Raw genomic sequence first — 17,169 nt, 5'->3', positions numbered from 1 at the left:
CTTGTCGGCCCGGTCCGGTACGACGCCATAACCCCGCAGGACCACCCCGATGACCGTGACCTATACATTCGATGACCTGAAGAAGGATGTGGCCGAGGGCCGCATCGACACCGTTCTGGCATGCCTCGTGGACATGCAGGGGCGCCTGATGGGCAAGCGTTTCCACGCGCAGTTTTTCGTCGAGGGCGCCTACGAGGAAACGCATAGCTGCAATTACCTGCTGGCGACCGATATCGAGATGGAAACAGTGCCGGGCTACAAGTCGACGGGCTGGTCCGCGGGTTACGGCGACTACACGATGAAGCCCGACCTTTCGACGCTGCGCAAGCTTCCCTGGCTGGAGGGCACGGCGCTGGTGCTCTGCGACGTGCTTGACCATCACACGCATGAAGAGGTGCCGCATTCGCCGCGCGCCGTCCTGAAGAAGCAGGTCAAGCGCCTTGAGGCGATGGGCCTCAAGCCCTTCATGGCGAGCGAACTGGAATTCTACCTCTTCGACCAGACCTACGACCATGCCCGCGAGAGCGGCTATCGCGACCTCCAGCCGGCCAGCGGCTACAACGAGGACTACCACATCTTCCAGACCACCAAGGAAGAGGACGTCATGCGCGCGCTGCGCAACGGGCTGCAGGGCGCCGGCATTCCGGTCGAGAACTCCAAGGGCGAGGCCTCGCCCGGCCAGGAAGAGATCAACGTGCGCTATGCCGAGGCGCTGACCATGGCGGACCGGCACTCGATCATCAAGAACGCCACCAAGGAGATCGCCTGGCAGCGCGGCAAGGCCGTGACGTTCCTTGCCAAGTGGAACTACAACGCCGCCGGCTCTTCCTCGCATATCCACCAGTCGCTCTGGAGCCTCGACGGCAAGGAGGCGAAGTTCTTCGACAGGGAGGCCAAATACGGCATGTCGGAGATGATGCGCATGTATGTGGCGGGCCTGCTTGCCCATGCCAGCGAGATCACTTACTTCCTCGCGCCCTATATCAATTCCTACAAGCGCTTCGTCGCGGGCACCTTCGCACCGACCAAGGCGATCTGGAGCAAGGACAACCGCACGGCCGGCTACCGCCTGTGCGGCGAGGGCACGAAGGGCATCCGCATCGAATGCCGCGTCGGCGGCTCCGACCTCAATCCCTACCTCGCCATGGCGGCGCTGCTCGCCGCCGGCATCGCCGGCATCGAGGGGAAATTCGAGCTGGAAGCGCCCTTCGAGGGCGACGCCTATGGCGGCAAGGATATTCGCGAGATTCCCAAGACGCTGCGCGACGCGGCTGCGGCCCTGAAGGGGTCGGAGATGTTGCGCGACGCCTTCGGCGACGACGTGGTCGATCACTATGTCCGCGCGGCCGAATGGGAGCAGGAAGAGTATGATCGCCGCATCACCGACTGGGAGGTGGCGCGCGGCTTCGAGAGGGCGTAGAAGCGTTTCGGGAACTGCCCCTCACCCTGACCCTCTCCCCGCAGGCGGGGAGAGGGGACCTGGCCTGCGAAAGGGTTCGGTCAGGGATATGCCGCATGGCGGATGAGGGGCGGCCGAGCGCCAGAGACTGAAATTCCGATAGAACCAACAGGAAGTCGATCATGACTGTGATCAAATGCATATCCCCCGTGGACGGCTCGGTCTATGCCGAGCGCGAGGCGATGCCGCTGGCCGTCGCGCAGGCCGCCGTCGCCCGTGCGAAGAAAGCGCAGAAGGCCTGGGCGAAGCGCCCGCTGGAAGAGCGCATCCAGCTCGTCCTCAAGGGCGTCGCCCGCGTCAACGAGATGGCCGACGAGATCGTGCCGGAAATCGCCTGGCAGATGGGCCGTCCGGTCCGATACGGCGGCGAGTTCAAGGGTTTCAACGAACGTTCTAACTATGTCGCCGAGATCGCGGGCTCCTCGCTTGCGCCGATCGTCATCGAGGAGAGCGACCGTTTCGAGCGCCGCATCGAGCGTGAGCCGCACGGCGTCGTCTTCGTCATCGCGCCGTGGAACTACCCCTACATGACGGCGATCAACACGATCGCCCCGGCGCTGATGGCCGGCAATACGGTCATCATCAAGCATGCCGCGCAGACGCTGCTGGTCGGCGAAAGGCTGGTGCGCGCCTTCAACGAGGCGGGCGTGCCGGAGGATGTCTTCCAGAACGTCTTCCTCGACCATGACACGACCTCGGCGCTGATCGCCGCCAACTCGTTCGATTTCATCAACTTCACGGGCTCCGTCGAAGGCGGCAGGTCCATCGAGCGCGCCGCCGCCGGCACCTTCACGCCGGTCGGCCTCGAGCTCGGCGGCAAGGATCCGGGCTATGTCATGGAGGACGCCGATCTCGACGCCGCCGTCGACACGCTGATGGACGGCGCGACCTACAATTCGGGCCAGTGCTGCTGCGGCATCGAGCGCATCTATGTCAACGAGAAGCTCTATGACGCCTTCGTCGAGAAGTCCGTCGCCTGGGTTTCCAACTACAAACTCGGCAATCCGCTCGATCCGGAAACGACGCTCGGCCCGATGGCGCACAAGCGCTTCGCCGCGACCGTGCGCTCGCAGATCGCCGATGCGGTCTCCAGGGGCGCCAAGGCGCTGGTCGACCCGAAACTCTTCTCGGCCGATGACGGCGGCGCCTATGTCGCGCCGCAGATCCTCGTCGATGTCGATCACTCCATGGAATTCATGAAGGAAGAGACCTTCGGCCCGGCCGTCGGCATCATGAAGGTGAAGAGCGACGAGGAAGCGCTCGCCCTGATGAACGACTGCAAATACGGCCTGACCGTCTCGCTCTGGACGAAGGACAGCGAACGGGCTGCCCGCATCGCCCGCGACCTCGAAACCGGCACCGTCTTCCAGAACCGCGCCGACTATCTCGACCCGGCGCTGTGCTGGACGGGCGTCAAGGAAACGGGCCGTGGCGGCTCGCTCTCCGTCATCGGCTTCCACAACCTTACCCGCCCGAAATCCTACCACTTCAGGAAAGCTTGAACAGAATGACCATCACCGCCAACTGGAGCTACCCGACCGCGATCAAGTTCGGCGCGGGCCGGATCAAGGAACTGGCCGACCACTGCAAGGCGGTCGGCATGAAGAAGCCGCTGCTCGTCACCGACCGCGGCCTCTCGACCATGGCGATCACGCAGAACGCGCTCGACATCCTGGAGACCGCCGGCCTCGGCCGGGCGATGTTCGCCGAGGTCGACCCGAACCCGACCGACAAGAACCTCGAAGCCGGCGTGAAGGCCTTCAAGGCCGGCGGCCATGACGGCGTCGTCGCCTTCGGCGGCGGCTCCGGTCTCGACCTCGGCAAGGCCGTCGCCTTCATGGCCGGCCAGACGCGCCCGGTCTGGGATTTCGAGGATGTCGGCGACTGGTGGACTCGCGCCAATTCCGACGACATCGCGCCCATCGTCGCCGTGCCGACGACGGCCGGCACCGGCTCGGAAGTCGGCCGCGCCTCGGTCATCACCAATTCCGAGACGCACACCAAGAAGGTGATCTTCCATCCGAAGTTCCTTCCTTCGGTGACGATCTGCGACCCGGAGCTGACGGTCGGCATGCCGAAGGTCATCACTGCCGGCACCGGCATGGACGCCTTCGCCCATTGCCTCGAAGCCTATTCCTCGCCCTTCTACCATCCGATGAGCCAGGGCATCGCGCTCGAGGGCATGCGCCTCGTCAAGGAGTACCTGCCGCGCGCCTACAAGGACGGCACGGATATCGAGGCCCGCGCCAACATGATGTCGGCCGCCGCCATGGGCGCCGTCGCCTTCCAGAAGGGCCTCGGGGCGATCCACTCGCTGTCGCATCCGGTCGGCGCGATCTACAACACGCATCACGGCATGACCAACGCCGTCGTGATGCCGCCGGTGCTGGCCTTCAACCGGCCGGCCATCGAGGCGAGGATCGCCAGCGCCGCCGCCTATCTCGGCATCGCGGGCGGCTTCGACGGCTTCTTCGACTATGTGCTGCGCCTGCGCGAAGAGGTCGGCGTGCCGGACAAGCTCGCTGCGCTCGGCGTCGGCACGGACCGCATCGACGAGATGGCCGCCATGGCCATCGTCGACCCGACGGCCGGCGGCAATCCGGTGGAGCTGACGCTCGATGCGGCCAAGAAGCTCTTCATCGAGTGCATCTGATTTCTTACCGTTAACAAGTTAAAGAGGCCCGGAAAACGTTGTTTTTCCGGGCTTTTCTTTGCAAAATCCGCATGCCGTCCGTCCGCATCGTTAATCTTCGCGATCCGGAAATTTCCTCTTTGTTAACCATGTTTTGAAAGGTTCGCTTAAGCGGGCGCCATTCTTCGGCGGTTCGACCGGAGCGATGAGCACGCTCGCAGCCTTCAAGAGGAAAGTCATGCCAGTCATCACATTTGCCAATGCCAAGGGCGGCGCGGGCAAGACCACCGCAGCCCTCATTCTCGCCACCGAGCTTGCGAGCCAGGGACACCGCGTCACCATTCTCGATGCGGACCCGCAGCGCTGGATCAGCCACTGGCACGAGATTTCCGGCCGTCAGCGCAACATCGCCGTCATCTCGGAAGTCTCCATGGGCTCCCTGCAGAGCCATATCCGCGAGAACCGCGCTGCGACCGACTATTTCATCATCGACCTTGCCGGCGCGTGCGATGCGCTCGTGGCAACGGCCATCGGCCTTTCCGACCATGTGATGATCCCGGTGCAGGGCTGTGCGATGGATGCGCGCGGCGCCGCGCAGATCCTCGAACTCCTGAAGCAGCTCGACGAGAAGGCGGGCATCCGCATCAACCATTCGGTCGTGCTGACGCGCATGAATTCGCTCGTCACCACCCGCGCCATGGCGGCGATCAAGGCGCTGCTCGCCGCCCGCGGCGTGACGGTGCTCGATACGCCGATCGGCGAGCGCACCGCCTTCCGCGATATCTTCGATTGCGGCGGCACGCTCTATTCAATGGACCCGGCGAAGGTCAGCAATCTGGACAAGGCGCGCGAAAACGCGCGGCTCTTTGCCGGGGAGGTGCTGCGTCTCGTGCCGGCGCGCCATCGGCCGGCGGGCGAGCGCGGGCTCTTCCGTACGATCCGGCGGGCGGCCTGAGCCCTCTGAAGTTGACGAAAGGCAAGAACGGCTGCGACCAATTGCGCGGCCGTTTTTCATGCCGGAAGCGACGGTGGGGTAAGGAACAATTTACCACGCCTAACCTAATGATATCCCGTCAGAAAGCTATCCAATGAAGGCCAGGAGCCTTCGGCTGGACCCATGAAGGGTCGCGGGGATGGGCGTGCCGTGCGGCGCCGCCCTTCCGCTGGAGTTTTGTTGCTTTCTCCTCCGTTTCTCGCGTTGCCAGGATACCGCCCAGAATGAAGACTGCCTCGACCGCCAGCCCGAACCATGACATCGCGCGCCGTCTCGACTATCTCGGCCTCGACGAGGCCGCGCTGAAGCGGCTGCGCACCCTCAAGCCCTTCATCGAGAAGGAGATGGGGCCGGCGCTCGACAAGTTCTACGCCATCGTGCGCAAGAGCCCGGAGGTGAACCACCTCTTTTCCAACGATGCGCATATGAACCGCGCCAAGACTGCGCAGCTCGGCCATTGGGCGAACATCGCCGCCGGCGACTTCACCGGCGACTATGCGACGAAGGTGCAGACGATCGGCCATGTGCATGCCCGCATCGGCCTGGAGCCGCGCTGGTATATCGGCGGCTATGCGCTCATCGTCGAGCACCTGCTGACGGAAGCGGTGAGGTCGCTCTGGCCGAAGGGTGGGCTCTTCTCCCGCCAGGAAATCACGCCGGAAGAATTCGCCGCGCGCTTTTCCAGCCTGCTGAAGGCCATGTTCCTCGACATGGACCTGTCGATCTCGGTCTATCAGGACATGTCGGACGTCGCCAAGCAGCAGGCGGTGCAGGCGCAGGTCGTCGCCGAGGAGCGCAAGATCGTCAGCGACAGTTTCGGCGCCGCGCTGAAGCGCATTTCGGACGGCGACCTCACGGCCCGCATCACCGGCGCGCTGCCGGAAGCCTACGAAACGCTGCGCCACGACTTCAACCACGCCATTTCCACGCTCGCGCAGGCTATCGGCAATATCGGTACCGGCGCCGGCTCGATCCACCTCAGCGCCCGTGAGATCGCTTCGGCCTCTGACGATCTCGCCAAGCGCACCGAGCGGCAGGCGGCGAACCTCGAGGAAACGGCGGCCGCCGTCGAGCAGGTGACGACGACCGTGCGCCAGACGGCGCAGAGCGCCAACGAGGCCAACGCCCTCGTCATGGCCGCGCGCGACAATGCCCAGCGCAGCGGCGAAGTGGTGGAAGAGGCGATCACCGCCATGGGCGAGATCCAGGCCTCCTCCGCCGCCATCGCCAATATCATCGAGGTGATCGACGAGATCGCCTTCCAGACCAACCTGCTTGCCCTCAATGCCGGCATCGAGGCGGCGCGGGCCGGCGAGGCGGGGCGCGGCTTCGCCGTCGTCGCTTCCGAGGTGCGGGCGCTCGCCCAGCGCTGCGCGGACGCGGCCAAGGACATCCAGAACCTCATCGCCAAGTCGCATGGCCAGGTCGAGGACGGCGTGCGCTCGGTGGGCGAGGTCGCCCAGTCGCTGCGCCAGATCGTTTCGCAGGTCGTGGAGGTCAGCTCGGTCTTCAACGCGATCCGCGCCAGCACGGCCGAGCAGGCGACCGGCCTCCAGGCGGTCAACCAGGCGGTCAACGCCATGGACCAGATCACCCAACAGAACGCCGCGATGGTGGAACAGGCCAATGCCGCAAGCCAGGCCCTGACCGCCGAAGCCGCCTCCATCGCCGCCCAGCTCAGCGCTTTCCGCACCGGCGGCACCGCCCAGCCGGCGGAGAATTCCGGTTACACCCGCGCCGCCTGAACGAGGGGTGAGACTTTAAAAAAGGCCGGGCAGCGGATTTTCGCGCCCGGCCTTTTCGTTCGCCAAAAGAAAAGCCGGCCTTGCGGGCCGGCTTTCGATATCTGCTTGCGGGGAGACCTCAGTCGACGAATTCGACCGTCACACCGGCGCTCGTCATCTTGGCGAGCTCGGTGGCGTCCCAGTTGGTGAGGCGGATGCAGCCGTGGCTCTGCGTCTTGCCGATCTTCGAGGGTTCCGGCGTGCCGTGGATGCCGTAGGTCGGCTTGGAGAGCGCGATCCAGACGGTGCCGACCGGGCCGTTCGGGCCGGGCTGGAGGGTGAGGATCTTGTCGTTGCCGCCCTGCTTGAAGTTGATCTTCGGATTGTAGGTATAGCCCGGATTGAGCGCGACGCGCTGGACCGTGACGGTGCCGGAGGGCGAGGGCGTGTCGGCCGAGCCGATGCTTGCCGGATAGGCGGCGATCAGGGTGCCCTCCGCGTCATAGGCGAGAACCTGCTTGCGCGCCTTGTCGGCGAGGATCTTCGCTACCTTGCCGGTCTTCGCCCGGCCGGTATCCACGACCTTGACGATCGTGCCGGGGATGGTGAAGTCGACGCCCGGATTGATCTCCTTCAGGTAGGCCTCGTCCATGTGGAACTTCTCGGCCAGCATTTCGGTGGTCGAGGTGAAGGACATGTGGGGCAGGGCCGCCTTCTGGGAATAGTCGTCCGGGATCGCCGCCACATAGGGGCCGGCCGCGTCGGCGGCGCTGATCTCGTAGGTGGTGAAGGCCATGCCGCCGGAAAGGCGCAGGCGCTCCAGGATATCGTCGGCATTGTTCGGGTCGAGCGTTTCGCCCGTCGCGTTCTGCCAGGCCTCGATCGCCTTGGTGACGTTGGAGCCCTTCCTGCCGTCGATCACGCCCGGCGAGAAGCCTTCGCGGTCCAGGAACACCTGAAGCGCGGTGACTTCGGCGGACGACATCTTGCCGAGCGCCTTGGCCGGCTGGAATTTCGGGCCGGGCACGAATTCGGCATTCGGATCGGTATCGGCCGGCAGCGAGGCGGTGTCGCCCGGATTGTCGGAGAAGTCGGGCAGGGGCTGCGAGGTGCCGAAATCGCTGTCGGGCAGGGGCTGGCGCTCGACATTGCCGTTGAGGCCGTCGCGCATTTCCGGCACGGAACTGGTCGTCAGGTCGTTGTCGTCGCTCGGTGCGGGCGGGAAGTAATCCGGGCTGGTCTCGGGATAGCCGCGGACCTCGCGATAACGGCCGCGCCGCGGATTGTAGTTGTCGCCGTCGCCGTAGTAGCGCGCGGCCGGCATGGCCGTGGCGACGATGTCGCCCCAGGAATCGACGAGGACCCGGCGGCCGCGATTGTCGCGCGCCCAGCGCACGCTGCCGTCGTTGGGAACATAGTCCAGGATGTCGCCGTCGGGGGAGACGAGGATGGTGTCGCGGGGCTGCTGGGCCTTTGCAGGCAGGACGGCGAATCCAAGGGCGGACACCGCTGCAAGGAGCGAAACGCTTGTTTTGAATATCGAATTCACGATTTTTGACCTGCCAGATTGCATATATCGCGCGGACGGAACACTTCAATTCAGACCTTAATATGGAAAAACTGAATCGATGGTGAACGTAAGGTCAACGCGAATGGCAAAAACTTGTGACCCGGCCTCCGGGTTCCGTGAAAACAGGGGCGCGGCGCAGGAGCACTTCCGCTTTTCCCGAATCATGAAAACGCTCTAACTCCTTGTTTCGCTGCATTTCCGAAAGCAAAACCACTTCGCACTTTTGCCGGAAATGCTCTAGCATGCCGCGGTTTCATCCTGCCCGCCGGAGTCCCGATGACCTTCGCCCTTTCCGCCGACACGCCCGACCATTCCTTCCGCCTCGACCTGACGCCGCAATCGGCGCTGGATGTCGGCAGCGCGGTCTTTCGCGGCATCGACATCGCGCCGGGCTCGGCCATTCCGTCGGACGGCGATCCGCGCATCGACAGGGCGCTGCCGGGCTTCCTCTTCACCTGCGGGCCCGATCACATCCGCCATCCGGTGCCCGTGGAGGGGGCGGCGGACGGGCGGTGCTATCCGCTGCACGGTTCGCTCTCCTCCCATCGGGCGCGGGATATCCTCATCGAGGAGGACGAGGGGGAGGTGGTCTGCGAGGGGCGGGTCGCCGTTTCGCTCGCCCATGGCGGGTCGGCCGATCTGGCGCGCCGCTGGCGGGCGGACCGGCGCACGGGGCACATCACCCTCGATGATGTCGTCACCAATACCGGCGGCAGGCCGTGGCCGCCCTTCGCCATGTACCACATCAATTTCGGCACCGGCCTCTTCGACGAAAGCACGCGGCTGACCGGCGCCATGCTGCCCGGCGGCAGCCTGGCGTGGCGTTTCGACGAGGGGGACATGACGATCTTCTGCGTGCCGGCGGCGGAGACGGCCGAGCACGGCTGGGCGGAAATCGCCGTCGGGCCGATAGCCGCCCTCGGCGGGCGCAGCATGCATATCCGCTTCCGCACGGATACGCTGCCCTATCTGCAGGTCTGGCGGAACCAGTCGCCCGGCTGCGCGGTGCTCGGCATCGAGCCGGTCTCGCACCGGCTCGCCTCCCGCGAGGAGTTGATCGCCGCCGGCGAGGCGCCCGATTTTGGCCCCGGCGACAGCGTTGGCTACGGGCTTGCCTTCGAGCTGCGGTAGGACGATTGACGCTCCCGCGGCGCGGGCTTAAACGGTTTGCGCATCTCTTTCGAAAGGACACGTCCATGGATATCCGCGAGATCAACGACGAATATTCGGTTTCCGGCCAGATCACGGTCGAGGACCTCGACGCGATCGCCGCCATGGGCTTCAAGTCCATCGTCTGCCATCGCCCGGACCATGAGGAAGCCGGTCAGCCGGACTTCTCCGCCATCGCCGCCCGTGCGCAGGAACTCGGCATCGAGACGGCGCATGTGCCGGTCGGCCCGATGGGCGTGACGGCGGAGGCGGTGCAGGGCATGGTCGACGCGCTCGACGAATTGCCGCGCCCGATGCTCGGCTATTGCCGCTCCGGCATGCGCTCGACCAAGACCTACGAGCAGACGCGGCATATCCGCGGGTGAGGAGTGGCGGGGAGGCGCTGCCCCTCATCCCGCTGCCGCGACCTTCTCCCCGCAAGCGGGGCGAAGGGGCAAGAGGCGATGCCTCGCTCCCTCTTCTATGTTCATGATCTCGGGAAACCGGTCCCGCATATCCCTTCTCCCCGCCTGCGGGGAGAAGGTGCCGGCAGGCGGATGAGGGGCTTTCCAGCCCCGAGCCTTACTTTCCGCCGCGGATATCCGACAGGGTGCGCGTCGGTGTGATCGCTTCCGGGTCCAGCTTCACCTCGATGATCGACGGCTTGCCGCTGGCGCGGGCGCGCAGGAAGGCGGCGGCGAAGTCTTCCGTCTTTTCCACCGTCTCGCCGTGGCCGCCATAGGCGGCGGCGAGCGCCGCGAAATCGGGGTTGGTGAGGTCCGTCGCGCTGACGCGGCCGGGATATTCCCGCTCCTGGTGCATGCGGATCGTGCCGTAGATGCCGTTGTTGACGACCACGGTGATGATCGGCAGCTTGTAGCGCACGGCGGTCGCGAATTCCTGGCCATGCATCATGAAGCAGCCGTCGCCTGCGAAGCAGATGACCTCGCGCTCCGGGTGGAGCTGCTTGGCCGCGACGGCCGCCGGCAGGCCGTAGCCCATCGAGCCGGAGGTCGGGGCGGCCTGCGTGCCGAAGCGGCGGAAGCGATGGAAGCGATGCACCCAAGTGGCGTAGTTGCCGGCGCCGTTGGTGAAGATCGTGTCTTCCGGCGTGTTTTGCTCGAGCCAGGCCATGATCGGACCCATCTGGACCGCGCCGGGGCCTTCCATCGGCGGCGTCGACCACTTCAGGTAGCTTTCATGCAGGGCGGCGGTGCGGGCGGCCCAGCGCGGCGCGGTCTTCGGCGCAAGGCCGTCGAGCGCGGCGACGAAATCCTCCGGCGCGGCGCAGATCGCAAGGTCCGGGCGGTAGACGCGGCCGAGCTCGGACGGGTCGGGATAGACGTGCACCAGCTTCTGCGCGGGGTAGGGGCTCTGCATCAGGCTGTAGGTGGAGGAGGGCATTTCGGAATAGCGCCCGCCGAGCAGCACGACGAGGTCGGCCTCGCGAATTTCCTTGCCGAGCGCCGGGTTGATGCCGATGCCGGAATCGCCGGCATAGTTCGGGTGCTGGTGATCGAACAGCATCTGGCGGCGGAAGGAACAGGACACGGGCAGCGACCAGCGCTCGGCGAAGGCGGCGATGCCTTTCACGCTCTCCTGCGACCAGCGCGTGCCGCCGAGGATGACGATGGGGCGCTCGGCCTTTTCGAGAAGGCTTGCCAGTTCTTCGACCTGCCTGCGGCCCGGATGGGCTTCGACAGGCATGTAGGGCTTCGCTTCGACCGTCTCGACCTCGTCCGTCAGCATGTCCTCGGGCAGGGCCAGCACGACGGGGCCGGGCCGGCCGGAGGTGGCGACGGCGAAGGCGCGGGTGATGAATTCGGGGATGCGGCGGGCATCGTCGATCTCGGCCACCCATTTGGCGACCTCGGTGAAGGCGCGGCGATATTCCACTTCCTGGAAGGCCTCGCGCTCGCGCGCGTCGCGCTGCACCTGGCCGATGAAGAGGATCATCGGGATCGAATCCTGCCTTGCGATGTGCAGGCCGGCCGAGGCGTTGGTGGCGCCGGGGCCGCGCGTGACCATGCAGATACCGGGCTCGCCGGTAAGCCTACCCCAGCAATCGGCCATCATCGCCGCGCCGCCTTCCTGGCGGCAGACGACGACGTCGATATTGGTGTCGTGCAGTGCGTCGAGCACCGCCAGATAGCTTTCGCCCGGCACGCAGGCGACGCGCTTGACGCCGTTGGCTGCGAGGGCATCGACGATCAGCTGGCCACCGGTCTTCATGCGCTTTTCTTTCCTGCTTCGAGAGTTTCGAGTTCCGCCATGACGGCGTCGGTATGTTCGCCTAGCCGCGGGCTCGGGCGGTCGTAGACGAGCGGCGTGCCGGAAAAGACGATGGGCGTGCGCACGCCGGGGATGAGGTTTCCGTCGGCATCCGGCAGGTCGACGCGCAGGCCCCGGGCCTTCACCTGCGGGTCGTCGAAGGTCTCGGCGATGGAGTTGATCGGCCCGGCCGGAACGCCCTCGCGCTCGCAGGCCTCGAGGAGGTCGGCTTTGCTGATCGCCGCCGTCGCGCCGGTCACGAGGCGGCGCACCTCGCCGCGATTGGCGACGCGGGCGCGGTTGGTGGCGAAGCGCTCGTCGTCGGCGACGCCGGCAAGCTTCAGGATGCCGCAGAGCTTGCGGAACTGCCCGTCATTGCCGACGGCGAGGATGATATGGCCGTCCGACGTCGGCACGACCTCGTAGGGCGAGATGTTCGGATGCGCGTTGCCGAGCCGCGCCGGCGCCATACCGGAGGCGAGGAAGTTCATGTTCTGGTTCGCCATGACGGCGGACTGCACGTCGAGTAGCGCCATGTCTACATGCTGGCCGGTGCCGGTCTTCATGACATGGATGAGCGCGGCCTGGATGGCGCTGACGGCGTAGATGCCGGTGAAGATATCGGCGATGGCGACGCCCGCCTTCATCGGCTCGCCGTCCGGCGCGCCGGTCACCGACATGAAACCGGACATGCCCTGCACGATATAGTCGTAGCCGGCGCGGGCGGCATAGGGGCCGTCCTGGCCGAAGCCGGTGATGGAGCAATAGACGAGCTTCGGATGCGTCTTCGCGAGGCTCTGGTAGTCGAGGCCATATTTGGTGAGCCCGCCGACCTTGAAGTTCTCGATCACCACGTCGGCCGTCGCGATGAGGCGGTGGACGGTCTCGCGGCCTTCCTCGGTCTTGAGGTCGAGGGCGATGGAGCGTTTGCCGCGGTTGGTGGAGTGGTAATAGGCGGCAGAAAGGTTCTCGCCGTCCTTGCCTGTCACGAAGGGCGGGCCCCAGGCGCGCGTATCGTCACCGCCGTCGGGGTTCTCGATCTTGATGACGTCGGCGCCGAGGTCCGCCAGCATCTGGCCGGCCCAGGGGCCCGCGAGAACCCGCGCCAGCTCGATGACGCGGATGCCGGCCAGCGGCAGGTTCGACTTGTCCATCCTGTGCTCCCTCCAGGGCATTTCCAACACCATGGCGGGCGCGCGATGGTGCCCGCCGGGCGTTCCGGCCCGTTTTTCCTTGGATAACAAAAAGCCGGAGGGCAGGATAGCGGGGCGCATGGCGGACATCATGACGGGTTCGACTGACTTGATGCCTGCCGCGTGCGCCTTGCGCGCCTTGGGTCAGATCGGCGTCGAAACCGTGGGAATGGTCGCCGTCTTGTTGATCTTCCGTTCGCGCCAGATGACGTAGAGGCCCGAGGCGATGATGATGGCGATGCCGAGCCATTTCACCGCATCCGGCAGATGGCCGAAGACCCACCAGCCGAGGATCGTTGCCGAGACGATCTCCAGATATTGCAGCGGGGCGAGCGTCGAGGCGGGCGCCGAGCGGTAGGCATAGACGCCGAGCACGCCGGCGATGGTGGCGGCGACGGCGGCGCCCGCGATGAAGAGCGTGTGCTTCATATCCGGCATGACGGGGGTGAGCATGGTGATGCCGGCCTTGCCGCCGACGACGAGGAGCAGGCCGGCGAAGAGCGCGCCCCACAGGCCCGCATAGAACTGCATCGACCACGGGTCCTCCTTCTGCGCCACCATGCGGGTGAGCAGGAAGAAGAGGGCGAGCGAGGCGGCGGCCACCACCGGCAGGAGGGCGATGAGGCCGACTTCCTGCAGGCTCGGCTGGATGACGAGCAGCGAGCCGAGGAAGCCGACGCCGCAGGCCGTGTAGCGCCGCCAGCCGATGGTCTCCTTGAGGAAGATGGAGCCGAGGATGGTGAGGATGATCGGCTCGACGAAGAAGATGGCGATAGCATCGGCCACCTCCATGACGGCGAGCGGCGTGACGAAGCTGATCATGGTGATGGCCATCAGCAGGCCGCGGGCGGCATGCAGGCCCATCTTCCTCCAGCTCACGTCGAACAGCGAGCCGCGCATCAGGCAGATCGGCCCCAGCACCGTCATCTGGAAGAGAAGCCGCACGAAGGTGATCTCCGTCGCCGGAACGGCGGTGACGGCGAGTTTTGCGAAAATGTCGATGATCGGCGAGATGAGCACCGAAAGAACCATGAGGAAGAGCCCAAGGCTCACCTCGTTGCGCAGCGGCGTTGCGGCGGTCGTGCTCATGCTTTTTCCGGTAGCCGGCGTCTCTCCTCGACAACCCGACGACACCAGCCGGCAAAGGCGTCGATGGCGGGATCGCGCAGCGCCGGGCTTTCGTTCAGCGTTTCGTGACGCATGCCGCGATAGACGATCGCGGTGACATCCTCAAGTCGTGATTTTTTCAACCGCCTTGCAAAGGCGTGTGTCGCCCGGCCATGATCGGTCGCCGGGTCCTCCTTGCCGCCGACGAGGTGGATGGGCAGCGCCTTCGGCAGGCGCGCAAGGCCTTCCGCCGAGGCATCGGCATAGGTGACAGTGAAGATGTCGAGCCACATCGACACATTGACGTCGAAGCCGCAGAGCGGGTCGGCGATATAGGCGTCGACCTCGCCCGGCTCGTGCGACAGCCAGTCGAACTCCGTCCGCCGGCCGGCAATGGCCTTGCTCCAGGCGCCGAAGGTGAGCCGCGGCAGGAGCCCGCTCGGCACGTCCGAGCCCTTCAGCATGCGCTCGGCCATCAGAATGGCCTGCGCCAGCCGTCCGGCAGCGCCCGGTTCGAGGTTGGAATTCCAGACGGCGAGCGCGTCGATGTCGGCTGGATGCGCCTCAGCGAAGGCGAGCGCCAGCAGGCCGCCCATCGAATGGCCGAAGAGCACGACCGGCAGGCCGGGATGCGCGCCGACGGCGAGGTCTCGCACGGCGCGCATGTCCTCGACGACACGCCCGATGCCGTTTCGCGGCGCGAACTGGCCGCGCGGCGCATCCGGCGCGGTGGTGCGGCCGTGGCCGCGATGGTCGTGGGCATAGACGTGGAAGCCTTCCGCCGCCATGCGGCCGGCGAAGGCCGCGTAGCGTGCGCTGTGCTCGGCAAGGCCATGGCTGAGAAGAAGAATGCCGCGCGCCTCGCCCCGCGCCGGCTCATGCCGCAACGCCAGCGTCGCCCCGCTCGGGCTCTTCAGCGTCCTGAACTCTGAAAACACGGCACGTCCTCCCTCGGAAAGGTCAACGCGATTTGCGGGGGGAAGACAATGGGAGGTGGCGTCTATTTTTCGATTTCCCGCCTGCTTCGCTATTCTTCGTGCGAAATCACCTGCCTGCCGGAGCTTGGGGCGCGGCGGCTGGGGACGGGGCTTTCGCTGATTGCCGCGGGCGGAGAATTCGCCTACATAGCGGGCAAATTTGTCCGATCCGGAGCGCGTTTTCATGGCACGTCAGTTCATCTACCACATGTCTGGGCTCAACAAGGCCTATGGCAACAAGAAGATCCTCGAGAACATCCACCTCTCGTTCTACCCCGATGCCAAGATCGGTATCCTCGGTCCGAACGGCGCGGGCAAGTCGACGGTGCTGCGCATCATGGCCGGTCTCGACAAGGAGTTCACCGGCGAGGCGTGGCTGGCCGAAGGCGCGACCCTCGGCTACCTGCCGCAGGAGCCGCAGCTCGACGCGTCCAAGACCGTGCTCGAGAACGTCATGGAGGGCGTCGCCCCCAAAAAGGCGATCCTCGATCGCTATAATGAGCTGATGATGAACTATTCCGACGAGACGGCGGAAGAGGGCGCCAAGCTCCAGGACATCATCGACAGCCAGAACCTGTGGGACCTCGAAAGCCAGGTCGAGATGGCGATGGACGCGCTGCGCTGCCCGCCGGGCGACGCGGGCGTCGAAAGCCTTTCGGGCGGCGAAAAGCGCCGCGTGGCGCTCTGCAAGCTGCTGCTCGCTCAGCCGGACCTCTTGCTGCTCGACGAACCGACCAACCACCTCGACGCCGAGACGATCGCCTGGCTCGAAAAGCACCTGCGCGAATATCCCGGCTCCGTGCTGATGATCACCCACGACCGCTACTTCCTCGACAATGTCACGGGCTGGATCCTCGAGCTCGACCGCGGCCGCGGCATCCCCTACGAGGGCAATTATTCCGCCTACCTGCAGGCCAAGGCCAAGCGCATGGCGCAGGAAGAACGCGAGGAGGGCGCCCGCCAGAAGGCGCTGTCGCGCGAGCAGGAATGGATCGCCTCCTCGCCCAAGGCCCGCCAGGCAAAGTCCAAGGCCCGCATCAAGGCCTATGACGAGCTGGTCAAGGCCGCGTCCGACCGCCGTCCCGGCGACGCGCAGATCGTCATCCCGGTCGGCGAGCGCCTCGGCAACGTGGTCATCGAGGCGGAAAACCTCACCAAGGCCTATGGCGACCGCGTTCTCATCGAGAACCTCACCTTCAAGCTGCCGCCCGGCGGCATCGTCGGCGTGATCGGCCCGAACGGCGCCGGCAAGACGACGCTGTTCCGCATGATCACCGGCCAGGAAAAGCCGGATTCCGGCACGATCACCGTCGGCGAGACCGTCGATCTCGGCTATGTCGACCAGAGCCGCGACGCGCTCGGCGCCGACAAGACCGTCTGGGAGGAAATCTCCGGCGGCAACGACGTGCTCAAGCTCGGCAAGCACGAGATGAACAGCCGCGCCTATTGCGGTGCCTTCAACTTCAAGGGCGGCGACCAGCAGCAGAAGGTCGGCACGCTCTCGGGCGGCCAGCGCAATCGCGTGCATCTCGCCAAGATGCTGAAGGGCGGCTACAACGTCATCCTGCTCGACGAACCGACCAACGACCTCGACACGGAAACGCTGGCGGCGCTGGAAGACGCGCTGGAAAACTTCGCCGGCTGCGCCGTCATCATCTCGCACGACCGCATGTTCCTCGACCGCCTCGCCACCCACATCCTCGCCTTCGAGGGCGACAGCCACGTGGAATGGTTTGAGGGCAACTTCGAGGATTACGAGCAGGACAAGATCCGCCGCCTCGGTGCGGATGCCGTCAATCCGAAGCGGGTGACCTACAAGCGCCTGACGCGGTGAGGGATCGGGCGGCGGCCGGATGGAGAGTGCCCCTCATCCGCCTGCCGGCACCTTCTCCCCGCAAGCGGGGAGAAGGAGGCTGTGGCGAAGTTTCGTCCAAAAAGGGAAGCCGGTGCTGCAATGTCCCTTCTCCCCGCTGGCGGGGAGAAGGTCGCGGCAGCGGGATGAGGGGCAGGCCCCTCCATCGTCGTTCACTTGAAAACCCCGGCTCGCCGGGGTTTTTCTTTATCCCTGTTGATGGGAAGATCGGCGGCATGGA

The 17,169-nt window shown here is 65.7% G+C and carries 13 protein-coding genes; 8 read left to right on the top strand and 5 right to left on the bottom strand.

What is annotated here, in order from left to right:
* Positions 1–49: 49 nt before the first annotated feature.
* From ACZ48C_RS09875 to ACZ48C_RS09855, 5 genes are all read left to right on the top strand, one after another.
* Positions 50–1,420: a glutamine synthetase family protein gene (locus tag ACZ48C_RS09875; protein WP_162911408.1), complete on the top strand. Its 1,371-nt coding sequence runs from the start codon at positions 50–52 to the stop codon at positions 1,418–1,420.
* A gap of 161 nt (positions 1,421–1,581) precedes the next feature.
* Positions 1,582–2,961, top strand: coding sequence for an aldehyde dehydrogenase family protein (locus ACZ48C_RS09870; protein ID WP_464780988.1), 1,380 nt, complete (start codon positions 1,582–1,584; stop codon positions 2,959–2,961).
* A 5-nt stretch (positions 2,962–2,966) separates the two neighbouring features.
* The gene (locus tag ACZ48C_RS09865) at positions 2,967–4,112 is read left to right on the top strand and encodes an iron-containing alcohol dehydrogenase (protein ID WP_464780987.1); all 1,146 of its coding nucleotides are present in this window, start codon (positions 2,967–2,969) and stop codon (positions 4,110–4,112) included.
* Positions 4,113–4,329: 217 nt separating this feature from the next.
* Positions 4,330–5,046: an AAA family ATPase gene (locus ACZ48C_RS09860; protein WP_464780986.1), complete on the top strand. Its 717-nt coding sequence runs from the start codon at positions 4,330–4,332 to the stop codon at positions 5,044–5,046.
* A gap of 263 nt (positions 5,047–5,309) precedes the next feature.
* Positions 5,310–6,830: a globin-coupled sensor protein gene (locus tag ACZ48C_RS09855; protein WP_119255957.1), complete on the top strand. Its 1,521-nt coding sequence runs from the start codon at positions 5,310–5,312 to the stop codon at positions 6,828–6,830.
* A gap of 118 nt (positions 6,831–6,948) precedes the next feature.
* Here ACZ48C_RS09855 and ACZ48C_RS09850 read toward each other — a convergent pair whose 3' ends face one another.
* Positions 6,949–8,382 carry a L,D-transpeptidase family protein gene (locus ACZ48C_RS09850; protein ID WP_464780985.1) on the bottom strand — a complete coding sequence of 478 codons (1,434 nt, stop codon included), beginning with the start codon at positions 8,380–8,382 and terminating at the stop codon, positions 6,949–6,951.
* Positions 8,383–8,655: 273 nt separating this feature from the next.
* Between ACZ48C_RS09850 and ACZ48C_RS09845 the strand changes: the two genes are divergently transcribed.
* Together ACZ48C_RS09845 and ACZ48C_RS09840 are read left to right on the top strand one after the other, a co-directional pair.
* Complete coding sequence (locus tag ACZ48C_RS09845) at positions 8,656–9,510, top strand: DUF4432 family protein (protein WP_464780984.1); 855 nt, start codon at positions 8,656–8,658, stop codon at positions 9,508–9,510.
* A gap of 65 nt (positions 9,511–9,575) precedes the next feature.
* Positions 9,576–9,914, top strand: coding sequence for a protein tyrosine phosphatase family protein (locus tag ACZ48C_RS09840; RefSeq protein ID WP_313192731.1), 339 nt, complete (start codon positions 9,576–9,578; stop codon positions 9,912–9,914).
* Between the two features lie 196 nt (positions 9,915–10,110).
* Here the strand turns inward: ACZ48C_RS09840 and ACZ48C_RS09835 are convergent, their stop codons facing one another.
* The 4 genes from ACZ48C_RS09835 to ACZ48C_RS09820 all read right to left on the bottom strand — a co-directional run bounded on the left by ACZ48C_RS09835 (position 10,111) and on the right by ACZ48C_RS09820 (position 15,037).
* Complete coding sequence (locus tag ACZ48C_RS09835) at positions 10,111–11,760, bottom strand: thiamine pyrophosphate-binding protein (RefSeq protein WP_464780983.1); 1,650 nt, start codon at positions 11,758–11,760, stop codon at positions 10,111–10,113.
* Positions 11,757–12,953, bottom strand: coding sequence for a succinate--glutarate CoA-transferase (gene caiB, locus ACZ48C_RS09830; protein WP_464780982.1), 1,197 nt, complete (start codon positions 12,951–12,953; stop codon positions 11,757–11,759). The genes ACZ48C_RS09835 and caiB overlap by 4 nt, the downstream gene beginning before the upstream one ends.
* A gap of 183 nt (positions 12,954–13,136) precedes the next feature.
* Positions 13,137–14,081 carry a DMT family transporter gene (locus ACZ48C_RS09825; RefSeq protein ID WP_464780981.1) on the bottom strand — a complete coding sequence of 315 codons (945 nt, stop codon included), beginning with the start codon at positions 14,079–14,081 and terminating at the stop codon, positions 13,137–13,139.
* Positions 14,078–15,037, bottom strand: coding sequence for an alpha/beta hydrolase (locus tag ACZ48C_RS09820; protein WP_464780980.1), 960 nt, complete (start codon positions 15,035–15,037; stop codon positions 14,078–14,080). The genes ACZ48C_RS09825 and ACZ48C_RS09820 overlap by 4 nt, the downstream gene beginning before the upstream one ends.
* Before the next feature lie 223 nt (positions 15,038–15,260).
* Here ACZ48C_RS09820 and ettA point away from each other — a divergent pair, with 223 nt between their 5' ends.
* The gene (ettA, locus tag ACZ48C_RS09815; protein ID WP_464780979.1) at positions 15,261–16,910 is read left to right on the top strand and encodes an energy-dependent translational throttle protein EttA; all 1,650 of its coding nucleotides are present in this window, start codon (positions 15,261–15,263) and stop codon (positions 16,908–16,910) included.
* The last annotated feature ends 259 nt before the right edge of the window (positions 16,911–17,169 follow it).

This window comes from Shinella sp. 1A1, assembly GCF_055379515.1.
The sequence above is the reverse complement of the archived record's forward strand: the minus strand, read 5'-3'. Positions and strand labels throughout refer to the sequence as shown.

Bases quoted from the DNA above. Each gene is read 5' to 3' on its own strand.
- ACZ48C_RS09845 (WP_464780984.1), top strand. From the start codon at position 8,656: ATGACCTTCGCCCTTTCCGCCGACACGCCCGACCATTCCTTCCGCCTC.
- caiB (WP_464780982.1), bottom strand. From the start codon at position 12,953: ATGGACAAGTCGAACCTGCCGCTGGCCGGCATCCGCGTCATCGAGCTG.
- ACZ48C_RS09855 (WP_119255957.1), top strand. From the start codon at position 5,310: ATGAAGACTGCCTCGACCGCCAGCCCGAACCATGACATCGCGCGCCGT.
- ACZ48C_RS09870 (WP_464780988.1), top strand. From the start codon at position 1,582: ATGACTGTGATCAAATGCATATCCCCCGTGGACGGCTCGGTCTATGCC.
- ACZ48C_RS09875 (WP_162911408.1), top strand. From the start codon at position 50: ATGACCGTGACCTATACATTCGATGACCTGAAGAAGGATGTGGCCGAG.
- ACZ48C_RS09850 (WP_464780985.1), bottom strand. From the start codon at position 8,382: ATGCAATCTGGCAGGTCAAAAATCGTGAATTCGATATTCAAAACAAGC.
- ACZ48C_RS09860 (WP_464780986.1), top strand. From the start codon at position 4,330: ATGCCAGTCATCACATTTGCCAATGCCAAGGGCGGCGCGGGCAAGACC.
- ettA (WP_464780979.1), top strand. From the start codon at position 15,261: ATGGCACGTCAGTTCATCTACCACATGTCTGGGCTCAACAAGGCCTAT.
- ACZ48C_RS09840 (WP_313192731.1), top strand. From the start codon at position 9,576: ATGGATATCCGCGAGATCAACGACGAATATTCGGTTTCCGGCCAGATC.
- ACZ48C_RS09825 (WP_464780981.1), bottom strand. From the start codon at position 14,081: ATGAGCACGACCGCCGCAACGCCGCTGCGCAACGAGGTGAGCCTTGGG.
- ACZ48C_RS09865 (WP_464780987.1), top strand. From the start codon at position 2,967: ATGACCATCACCGCCAACTGGAGCTACCCGACCGCGATCAAGTTCGGC.
- ACZ48C_RS09835 (WP_464780983.1), bottom strand. From the start codon at position 11,760: ATGAAGACCGGTGGCCAGCTGATCGTCGATGCCCTCGCAGCCAACGGC.